This window comes from Nonomuraea maritima (assembly GCF_900100395.1).
Taxonomy (GTDB): domain Bacteria; phylum Actinomycetota; class Actinomycetes; order Streptosporangiales; family Streptosporangiaceae; genus Nonomuraea; species Nonomuraea maritima.
Window position 1 is genome coordinate 1 of the sequence record NZ_FNFB01000070.1, and the last position, 2,825, is coordinate 2,825.

The 2,825-nt window shown below is 66.6% G+C and carries 2 protein-coding genes; one reads left to right on the top strand and one right to left on the bottom strand.

Annotation, left to right across the window (positions count from 1 at the left end):
* Positions 1 to 767 precede the first annotated feature (767 nt).
* Positions 768 to 1,229, bottom strand: coding sequence for an Lrp/AsnC family transcriptional regulator (locus tag BLR04_RS39305; RefSeq protein WP_090774276.1), 462 nt, complete (start codon positions 1,227 to 1,229; stop codon positions 768 to 770).
* 125 nt (positions 1,230 to 1,354) lie between these two features.
* On the opposite strand from BLR04_RS39305, the gene BLR04_RS39310 reads away from it, so the two are divergent.
* On the top strand, positions 1,355 to 2,245 hold the full coding sequence (locus BLR04_RS39310) for a phenylalanine 4-monooxygenase (RefSeq protein ID WP_090774278.1): 891 nt from the start codon (positions 1,355 to 1,357) through the stop codon (positions 2,243 to 2,245).
* Positions 2,246 to 2,825: the final 580 nt, after the last annotated feature.

Sequence of the window (2,825 nt, forward strand, 5' to 3'; positions counted from 1 at the left end):
GGGTTTCGTCTGGTGGTGGGGTCTGTTCTGTGGTGTGGGGGTCGCTGTTCAGGCGGCCCCTTTTTTGTTTGTAGGGGTTCTGCTGGTGGGTGGGGCCGCTTCTGCTTTGGGGTCGCTGTTGGGGCGGGCCGCTTTTTGTTGGTGGGGGTGGCTCGTTCGGGCGGGCCCTGTGGTTTCGGGTGTGGTGGGGGTCGGCTGTTGGGGTGGGCCCCTCACGCGCGAACGACATGAGGTAGCCGGCCGGATCCCGGGTGCTGACACCGGCAGCACGACCCCGCCGGGGTTCGTCGGCGGGGCCAGTGTTCGGGTGCCCGCCTTCGTGGTTGGGCGCTTCGCCGTTCTCGGTGGGGCTTTTTGTGTTTGCGGGGTGGTGCCTGGTGGCGCCTAGTTGGGGTCTGTCTTGTGGCGGGCCCCTTTTGTGTTTTCTGGGAGGGCGCTGTTGGGGTGCTGTGTGGTTGGTTGGCGCATCCACCTTGGGGGGGGCGCTTGCCGGCTGACTGTGTTCCGGCTGGTGGTCGGCGGTGCTTGTGCGTAGGGCTGTTCTGGAGAGGCCATCCAGTGTGGACCGTATGAGGTGGGAGTGCGTAAGGGGGTGTCTGCGGGTGGCCGGCGTGTTAGCGGTGGGTGCCGTCTCGGGTTTCTGATGGCTGCCGGCAAGGTTGGTCGCCTGGGCTTCGGTGTGGGTGGGGTGGGTTTCGGCCGGGCCCTGTTGGTGGGTGGCTGGGGTTGGTTTGTGGGTGGTTGGTTGGTGGTGGTTTGCAGTCCTTTTAGGGCGGGGGTTGGCGGAGGAGGAGGGGTTCTATGCGGTAGGGGATTTGGGTGCTGAGGGCGATGGTGGTGTCGGTACGTTGGACGGCCGGCGAGGTCAGGATGTGGGCGATGATCTCTTGCAGGTGTTCGGTGCTCCTGGCGACGACTCGGCAGAGGAGGTCGTGTTGGCCGCTCGTCCCGTGCGTCTCGAGGATCTCGGGGACGGTGCCGAGACGTTCCACTGCTTCCGCGAGGCGTCCCTGCGCTATTTGGAGCCAGACGAAGGCCAGGATGGGGTAGCCGGCGTGGGCTGGGTCGACGGTGGGTCCGAAGTCGGCGATGACGCCGGATGCCATGAGTTTGTCCACGCGGGCCTGCACCGTGCCGCGGGCCACGCCCAGCCGGCGGGCCAGTTCGGTGAGTCCGATGCGGGGGTGTGCCCGCATGGTCACGAGCAGCCGGGCGTCGAGATCGTCCATGAGGGCCCCCTGCGGGCTGTGCGATTCGATCAGTGATCATGTCGAATGGCTAGCGGAATTGAACGTTTCGCTCAGTCTAATTGGGCGCTATTGCCATTCTCATGGCGAGTTGCTGTCATTTGGTCATGTTTGAGGAAGCGCAGTACTTCGCGCCGGTCGCGGCCCAGGACGATGGGTCCGTGGTGGTCGAGCTGGCCTCGTCCCATCCGGGGTTTGCGGATCAGGTGTACCGGGCGCGGCGTAACGCGATCGCCGCGCTGGCTCTGAACTACCGGCCGGGGACGCCGATCCCCGCGGCTGAGTACACCGAGCAGGAGCACGAGGTGTGGGCGGCGGTCGTCCGCGAGCTGGGGGTCAAGCACGCCAAGTACGCGACGGCCGAGTACCTCGAGGGGGCCGAGCGGCTGGGGCTGCCGAAGGAGCGGATCCCTCAGCTTGAGGAGGTGTCGCAGCTGCTGGAGCCGCTGACGGGGTTCCGGTATCTGCCCGCTGCGGGGCTCGTGCCGCTGCGCGACTTCTACGGGGTGCTGGAGGACGGGTTCTTCCACTCGACGCAGTACATCCGGCACCATTCCGTGCCTTTCTACACGCCGGAGCCGGATGTCATCCACGAGGTGATCGGGCACGCCAACGCGCTGGCCCATGACCGGTTCGCGGCTCTGTACCGGCTTGCGGGGCAGGCTGCGCGCCGGGTCGAGAGCGAGGAGGCTCTGGAGTTCATCTCCAAGGTGTTCTGGTTCACACTGGAGTTCGGCGTGATGCAGGAGGCCGGGGAGTTGCGGGCCTACGGGGCTGGGATCTTGTCCTCGTACGGGGAGATCGAGGAGTTCCGGGGGATGAGTATCCGGCCGCTCGACCTCACGGTTATGGGGACGACGGAGTACGACATCACGAAGTACCAGGACGTGTTGTTCCGGGCGGAGTCGCTGGAGCATCTGGAGGATGTCGTCGGCGGATTCTGGGCGACCTGTGACGATGACATGATCGCGAAACTGGTGGCGGCCGGCTGCGGCTAGTGGGCGCCTGGGCGGGTGCCGGGCGGGCTTGGTGATCGCGGAAGTGGTTGCCGGCTGTGCCCGGTGATCCTGGAACTGGTCGTCGGGCGGGCCTTGTGGTCGCTGGTTGCGGTTAGTGGCGTGGCGTCATCTTTCGAGGTACATGGTTGGCGTCGCGTGTGTTCGTGGCGGGCGCAGCGACCATTTCCGCCTGGATGTGCGCCGCGTGCCGGCGGTGGAGCAGCTCGTGGGGCGGGCACGGTGCCGGAGGTTCCTGTGGCTCGCCTGCCCGAGCGGCTCGACAGCTTTTCGCGCGGGCGCGGAGCCAAAGTCGCCATGGGCGCGAGGACTTGGTGACTGGCGAACTTCGCGGTGCGGATGCGGTGGTCAAAGGCGCGCAGCGTCTCGGAGCCGAGGGGGTCTTCCGCTACCACGCGGGTAAGCGCCGCGAGCGCGGGCTGGGTGCAGGTCGTTATGGGTGTGCTGTGTGCCCGCTGCGAGATGCGGCCTAGGGCGTGTCTGATAATTCGGCGTGCCGGAGCCAGAGCATGAGCGAGGCGATGGTGACACCCGCCAGATAGCGGCTGGCCAGCTTGTCGAA